We start from the raw sequence: 6,573 nt of genomic DNA on the forward strand, positions 1-6,573 counted from the left end.
TCTTTCCTTCCTCCTCCGCGACGACGGGCGTCACGGCCTTACTTCACGTCCGGGGAGACACCCGCGGCGTGGTACAGCGCCGGGTCGAAGGGGGTGGGGCCGCCGCAGGTGGTGAACGCGGCGGCGTCCGCGCCGGTGTGCGGGTTGCGGGCACCGTGCGGGACGCCGGGAGGGGCGAAGAGCACGTCCCCCGGCTCGACGTCGTTCCACTGGTCGTGCAGGTAGAGCTGTCCTTCGCCCTCGAAGGCGATGAACGCCTCCTCGCTCTCGGGGTGGACATGCACGTTGAAGGTCTGCCCGGGCTGCTGGACGCCGCAGTGCAGGCACAGCCGCGCGCTTCCCGTGCCGGGCCAGAAGACGAAGTTCATCAGCGCGCCGTCGCCCTCGGCGGGCGCCTCGCCGATCCCGGAGAAGGAGCTCAGCTGGACGTCGCTGTCCGTCAGCGCGCCGGCCGTCTTGGGCGAGGCGCCCCGGGGTTCGAGACCCAGCAGCTTGGTGCGCCAGACGTACGCGGTCAGCCCGTTGTCGTCCGCGGCCAGTTGCAGGGTCCGCCCGGTGGGGGAGTGGAGGGCCGATCCCCGGCGCAGCGCGGTGCGTTCGCTGGTCACGTCGCCGTGCCCGGACCCTTCGAAGATGACGACGACGTTCTCTTCCTCGAAGGCCCAGCCCAGGCTCCAGACCGCGTTGGGGGCCACCTCCACCACGGTGAGGATGACCTTTTCGGCCCCCATGGCGGGGCCGACGGGCTCGGCCACCCGGCCCCAGTCGAATGCCGCGAACGTGAATTCACTGCGGCGGATTATTCGCCCCTTGGTCGAACTGGAAAGCATGCGGAAAACTCCTTCGCCGATGACCGTGCCATTCGTGGAGGTATGCCGGGACGTGCGTGGGCGCCGGAACGCGACCGCCTTGCCGGGGCGGACCCGGGGCGTGCGGGACGGGGACAGCGGGGGCGCGCCGGGGCGGCCCCGCTCTCGCGGTGCTTCAGCCGCGCGGGCTCATTCGCCCGGGAGGGCTGCGAGCGCCGAATCGACGATCGAGGTGAGGAGCTTCCTGTCCGGCATCGACATGCTCATCACCCGCAGCCCCTGCACCATGGTGGTGAGGAAGCCCGCGAGGCTCTCGACGTCGGTCTCCGAGGGGATCTCGCCGACCGCGCGTGCGGAGTGCAGGGTCGAGGCGAAGGCGGCCTGGGTGGCCGTGATCGCGTCCTGGGCGATGCGGGCCGTGGCAGTGTCGTGCGCCGACCGCTCCACGATCGCGCCCACCAGCAGACAGCCGGGGCGCTCCCCCGCGGCCAGTGATTCGTCGATCCGGTCGAGCAGCAGATCGCGGACGGCCTGCCGCAGCGGCACCCGGCGCGAGAGCTGGTCCCGCAGGTGATGCATCGTCACATCGACGTACTGCCGCAGCGACCGCTCGTAGAGCTCCTGCTTGCTGCCGAAGGCCGCGTAGAGGGACCCCCGGCCCAGGCCGGTGGTCTCGCACAGATCCGTGACGGACGTGGCCTCGTATCCCTTTTCCCAGAACAGCTCCATCACCTTGGACAGTGCGTCGGCGGTGTCGAAGCCGCGTTGTCTCGCCATGGCTCAAAGGTAGGGATCAAGGATCGATCGGTCAAGTATTCCGAGCTGTTGCTCATGTGACTGAAGGCCATATCGCCCTGATTGTTCGGGTAATTGGGCACTCCTGCGGGCCTTGCCGAGGGATTTAACGGGTCGTGGCAAGGTTTTAGTGGACCGAACGATCCAGTTCGGGTAGCGTCATCGCCGCACTGTCGGACTGCCTTGTGCGCGGCGGCTCCCGCCGCGGACGGTGTACGGCCGGGCCCCGAATCCCGCACGCGTCCGCGGCGGCCGCCGGCGGGCGAGGGCCGTGAAGAGCCGTCGGAACCGACCCCGGCCGAGCAGGTCAACGCTCCGCGTTCGCCCCTGAGGGCGCTCTCCTCATCCGCCTGGAGGACTCACCATGCCAATCGCCTTGTTCGTCCTGGGGCTGACCATCTTCAGCCTCGGGACCACCGAATTCATGATCGCCGGGTTGCTCCCCGAGCTCTCCGAGGCGTTCGACGTCTCGATCCCCGCCGCGGGCATGCTCATCTCCGCCTTCGCGGTCGGCGCGGCGGTCGGCGCGCCGGCGGTCGCGCTGGTGGCCTCGAAGGTGCCCAAGAAGGCCACCCTCGTCACCCTGCTGGTGGTGTTCCTGGCGGGCCAGGTGCTCGCCGCCACCGCACAGAGCTACAACGTCCTGCTGGTCGCCCGCGTGGTGACCGCGGTGGTCCAGAGCGCGTTCTTCGGCATCGGCGCGGTCGTCGCCGCGGATCTGGTGCCGCCCGCCAAGCGGGCCAGTGCCATCGCGATCATGTTCGGTGGCCTCACCCTGGCCACGATCGCCGGCGTCCCGCTCGGCGCCTTCCTCGGGCAGCACTGGGGATGGCGGGCCCCGTTCTGGGCCGTCACCGCACTCGCCCTGCTCGGCCTGGTCGGCGTCATCACCCTCATCCCGCACCAGCCCCGGGACGAGAGCGCGAGCATCCGCGACGAACTGGCCGCGTTCCGCAACGGCAAGATGTGGCTGGCCCTGGCCACCACGGCGTTCAGCCAGGCCGCGCTCTTCGGTGCCTACTCCTACATCACCCCCCTGCTGACGGACATCACCGGCTTCTCCTCCGGGGTCGTCCCCATCCTCCTGGTGCTGTTCGGCGTCGGCACCCTCTGCGGCAGCTTCCTGGGCGGCCGGTTCGCCGACCGGAACCTGATGCGGACCCTGTGCGTCGGCATGGTGCTGCTGGGCGTGATCCTCGCCCTGTTCTCGGCCACCGCCCACAACAAGCCGCTGATGGTCATCACCCTCATCGTCTTCGGCGTCGCCGGCTTCCTCATCAACCCCGGCCTGCAGACCCGCGTCCTCAACGAGGCCGGCGGCGCGGCCACCCTCGCCAGCGCGGGCAACATCTCGGCCTTCAACATCGGCAACGCCGCGGGCCCCTGGATCGCGGGCCTCGCCATCAGCGGGGGTTACGGCTATCTGTCCCCCAGCTGGGTCGGGGCGGCGTTCGCGGTCCTCGCGCTCGGCACGGCACTGCTCGGAGCGAGCCGTGACAGGGCGGGCCGCGGGGCGACCGGGGACGGCCGCCCGGCCGCCACGGGGGAAGCGGTGCTGGTCACGGCCGACTCCTCCCCGGTGAAGGGCTGACGGCCCGCCCGCCGCGCCGGGCGTGTGCCGTCCGGCTGCGGGGCGGCGGGAAGCGGGGCCGGGCCCTCGCCCGGCCCGGGGCCCCGCCCCGCGCGGGGAGCGCGTCGTCGCTGGGCGGTCGCTGCCCATGACGACCGTCGCCGGGCACGGCGTCGTACCCGGCCCGGCGTGAGGCGAGTTCCGGGTGCGGCGCTTCGTCAGGACGGCCTGAGCTGCGTGCCGTCCGGCTGTGGGGCGGCGGGAGCGCATCCGGCGGCCCGCGCGCCGGCCCGGGGTCCGGCCCCGGTCCGTGTCCTTCCCGGTGTGCCGGGGGCCGGCCCGCGCGGCCCGGGTGCGGTGCCCCGGCAGGACCGCCCGGGCCGCGTGCCGTCCATCTCCCGGGCGGCAGGGGCGCGCCCGGCCCGGGGCCCGGTCCCGGGCCGCCGGGGCCCCGCCCCGCGCGGGGCGGCGCGTCGTCGCCGCTGTCACACCCGGCGGTTACCGTCGGGGGTATGAACGGCACAGCACGGACCGCAGGGGAACAGGATCAGCCCGGCCTCGCCGGATACGACGCGTCGGACCTGGAGCGCTGGGCGCCCGAGCCCGACAAGCGCCCGGGGCGCACCGCCTTCCAGCGTGACCGGGCCCGCGTCCTGCACTCCGCCGCGCTGCGCCGCCTCGCCGGGAAGACGCAGGTCGTCACGCCGGGCGTCAGCGGCCAGGCGTGGGACGCCAGCCCCCGCACCCGGCTGACGCACTCTCTGGAGTGCGCCCAGGTGGGCCGCGAGCTCGGCGCGGCCCTCGGCTGCGACCCCGATCTGGTGGAGGTCGCCTGCCTCGCGCACGACCTCGGCCACCCCCCGTTCGGCCACAACGGCGAGCACGCGCTCAACGAAGTCGCCGAGCCCTGCGGCGGGTTCGAGGGCAACGCACAGTCGCTGCGGCTCCTCGCCCGCCTGGAGCCCAAGCGCTTCGTGACCCGCGTCGGCAGCGGCGAGCTGTTCAGCGTCGGCCTCAACCTCACCCGGGCCGCCCTCGACGCCGCCACCAAGTACCCCTGGACACGCGGCGGCCACCCCAGCGACCCCTCCTCGGCGAAGTTCGGGATCTACGAGGACGACGTCCCCGTCTTCCGCTGGTTCCGCCAGGGTGCCCCCGAAGGCGGGCAGAGCTTCGAGGCCCAGGTGATGGACTGGGCCGACGACGTCGCCTACTCCGTCCACGACGTCGAGGACGGCCTGCACGCCGGCCACCTCGACCCCAACTGCCTGCTCGCCGAGCCCGAGCGCCGCGAAGTGTTCGCCGTCGCCGGCCGCCGCTACGCCCCCGGCGCGGAGCCCGCCGAGCTCGCCGAGGCCCTCGACCGCCTCCTCGAACAGCAGTGGTGGCCGCACGGCTACGACGGCTCCGCCGTGGCCCAGGCCCGGCTCAAGGACGCCACCAGCCAGCTCATCGGCCGGTTCTGCCTCGCCGCCGAATCCGCCACCCGCGCCGCCTACGGCCCCGGCCGGCTGACCCGCTACCGGGCGATGCTCGTCGTCCCCCGCGAGACCCGGCTCGAATGTGCCGTCCTCAAGGCCGTCGCCGACCGCTACGTCATCCAGCGCGAGGACCAGGAGAAGCTCCGCGCCGACCAGCGCGTGGTCATCGCCGAGCTCGCCGAGGCGCTGATCGCCCGGGCCCCCGACGGCCTCGACCCCCAGTTCCGCTCCCTGTACGCGGAGGCCGCCGACGACGCGGGGCGGCTGCGGGCCGTCGTCGACCAGATCGCCTGCCTCACCGACGTCTCCGCACGCTCGCTGCGCGCCCGGCTCACCGAAGGGCGGTCCGTGGCAAAAGGGTGACCGAATGTCCACAGGATCGGGGTACGCACCCCGCACCATGCGGGTACTACCCGTCCGGGGTAGTCCCTCTTCCGGCCGTCGGCTCCGTGCGGGACCCTCTGCACGGGCGTTTTCGACCGGGGGCGGTTAGCGCAGACGCACTGCGTGGCAGCGAGGAGGCAGCAAGTGGTCGACGCACACCAGACGTTCGTCATCGTCGGAGGAGGTCTGGCCGGCGCGAAGGCCGCGGAGACCCTCCGCGCTGAGGGCTTCAGCGGCCGGGTGATCCTCATCTGCGACGAACGGGACCACCCCTACGAGCGGCCGCCGCTGTCCAAGGGGTACCTCATCGGCAAGGACGACCGCGACAGCGTCTTCGTCCACGAGCCGGCCTGGTACGCGCGCGCCGACATCGAGCTCCACCTCGGGCAGCCCGCCGTCCACCTCGACCGCGAGGCCAGGACGGTCCGCCTCGGCGACGGCGCCCTCATCCACTACGACCGGCTGCTGCTGGCCACCGGCGCCGAACCCCGCCGCCTGGACATCCCCGGCACCGGCCTCGCCGGCGTCCACCACCTGCGCCGCCTCGCTCACGCCGAGCGGCTGCGCGGCGTCCTCGCCTCCCTCGGCCGCGACAACGGCCACCTCGTCATCGCCGGCGCCGGCTGGATCGGCCTGGAGGTCGCCGCCGCCGCCCGCGGGTACGGCGCCGAGGTGACCGTCGTCGAGGCCGAGCCCACCCCCCTGTACGGCGTCCTCGGCCCGGAGCTCGGCCAGCTCTTCACCGACCTGCACGCCGAGCACGGCGTCCGCTTCCACTTCGGCGCCCGCCTCACCGAGATCGCCGGCCACGACGGCATGGTCCTCGCCGCCCGCACCGACGACGGCGAGGAGCACCCCGCCCACGACGTCCTCGCCGCCATCGGCGCCGCGCCCCGCACGGCCCTGGCCGAAGCGGCCGGCCTCGCCCTGGTCGACCGGGCCGACGGCGGCGGCATCGCCGTTGACGCCTCCCTGCGCACCTCCGACCCCGACATCTACGCCGCCGGTGACGTCGCCGCCGCCGAGCACCCCTGGCTGGGCACCCGGCTGCGCGTGGAGCACTGGGCCAACGCCCGGGGCGAGGGGCCCGCCGCCGCCCGCGCCATGCTGGGCCAGGAGGTCGCCTACGACCGGGTGCCGTACTTCTTCTCCGACCAGTACGACGTGGGTCTGGAGTACTCCGGCTACGCGCCCCCCGGCAGTTACGACCAGGTCGTCTGCCGCGGCGACCTCGGCAAGCGCGAGTTCATCGCCTTCTGGCTGTCCGAGGGCCGGCTGCTCGCCGGGATGAACGTCAATGTGTGGGATGTCACGGACACCGTCCAGCGGCTGATCCGCTCCGGCGCCCGCCTCGACGCCAACGCCCTCGCCGACCCGGGCGTCCCCTTGGAATCCCTGCTGCCCTGACGGCGCACGACGGCCTCGGCCGGCGGGGTGCGGGGGTGCACCACCGCTGCGCGGCGGTGTCCTCAAACGCCGGACGGGCTGGTTTCGGCTGAGCGAATACGAAAACAACACAACCGGCGCGTTAGTG

At 73.1% G+C, this 6,573-nt stretch carries 5 protein-coding genes; 3 read left to right on the forward strand and 2 right to left on the reverse strand.

What is annotated here, in order from left to right; translation table 11 throughout:
- Positions 1 to 38: 38 nt before the first annotated feature.
- Both ABZ951_RS26710 and ABZ951_RS26715 read right to left on the reverse strand, forming a co-directional pair.
- The gene (locus ABZ951_RS26710) at positions 39 to 830 is read right to left on the reverse strand and encodes a cupin domain-containing protein (protein ID WP_344088697.1); all 792 of its coding nucleotides are present in this window, start codon (positions 828 to 830) and stop codon (positions 39 to 41) included.
- 168 nt (positions 831 to 998) lie between these two features.
- Positions 999 to 1,586, reverse strand: coding sequence for a TetR/AcrR family transcriptional regulator (locus tag ABZ951_RS26715; protein WP_344088694.1), 588 nt, complete (start codon positions 1,584 to 1,586; stop codon positions 999 to 1,001).
- A gap of 382 nt (positions 1,587 to 1,968) precedes the next feature.
- On the opposite strand from ABZ951_RS26715, the gene ABZ951_RS26720 reads away from it, so the two are divergent.
- From ABZ951_RS26720 to ABZ951_RS26730, 3 genes are all read left to right on the forward strand, one after another.
- The gene (locus tag ABZ951_RS26720) at positions 1,969 to 3,195 is read left to right on the forward strand and encodes a Cmx/CmrA family chloramphenicol efflux MFS transporter (RefSeq protein ID WP_344088691.1); all 1,227 of its coding nucleotides are present in this window, start codon (positions 1,969 to 1,971) and stop codon (positions 3,193 to 3,195) included.
- A gap of 491 nt (positions 3,196 to 3,686) precedes the next feature.
- Positions 3,687 to 5,018, forward strand: a complete 1,332-nt coding sequence (locus ABZ951_RS26725; protein ID WP_344088688.1) for a deoxyguanosinetriphosphate triphosphohydrolase — start codon at positions 3,687 to 3,689, stop codon at positions 5,016 to 5,018.
- Between the two features lie 165 nt (positions 5,019 to 5,183).
- Positions 5,184 to 6,446, forward strand: a complete 1,263-nt coding sequence (locus ABZ951_RS26730; RefSeq protein ID WP_344088685.1) for an FAD-dependent oxidoreductase — start codon at positions 5,184 to 5,186, stop codon at positions 6,444 to 6,446.
- Positions 6,447 to 6,573 lie beyond the last annotated feature (127 nt).

The sequence above is a fragment of the Streptomyces sp. NPDC046215 genome (assembly GCF_040646215.1).
Lineage (GTDB): Bacteria > Actinomycetota > Actinomycetes > Streptomycetales > Streptomycetaceae > Streptomyces > Streptomyces stramineus.

What these genes read in the sequence shown, in the direction of transcription:
- ABZ951_RS26725 (WP_344088688.1), top strand. Translation starts at nt 3,687, where the DNA reads ATGAACGGCACAGCACGGACCGCAGGGGAACAGGATCAGCCCGGCCTC.
- ABZ951_RS26715 (WP_344088694.1), bottom strand. Translation starts at nt 1,586, where the DNA reads ATGGCGAGACAACGCGGCTTCGACACCGCCGACGCACTGTCCAAGGTG.
- ABZ951_RS26720 (WP_344088691.1), top strand. Translation starts at nt 1,969, where the DNA reads ATGCCAATCGCCTTGTTCGTCCTGGGGCTGACCATCTTCAGCCTCGGG.
- ABZ951_RS26710 (WP_344088697.1), bottom strand. Translation starts at nt 830, where the DNA reads ATGCTTTCCAGTTCGACCAAGGGGCGAATAATCCGCCGCAGTGAATTC.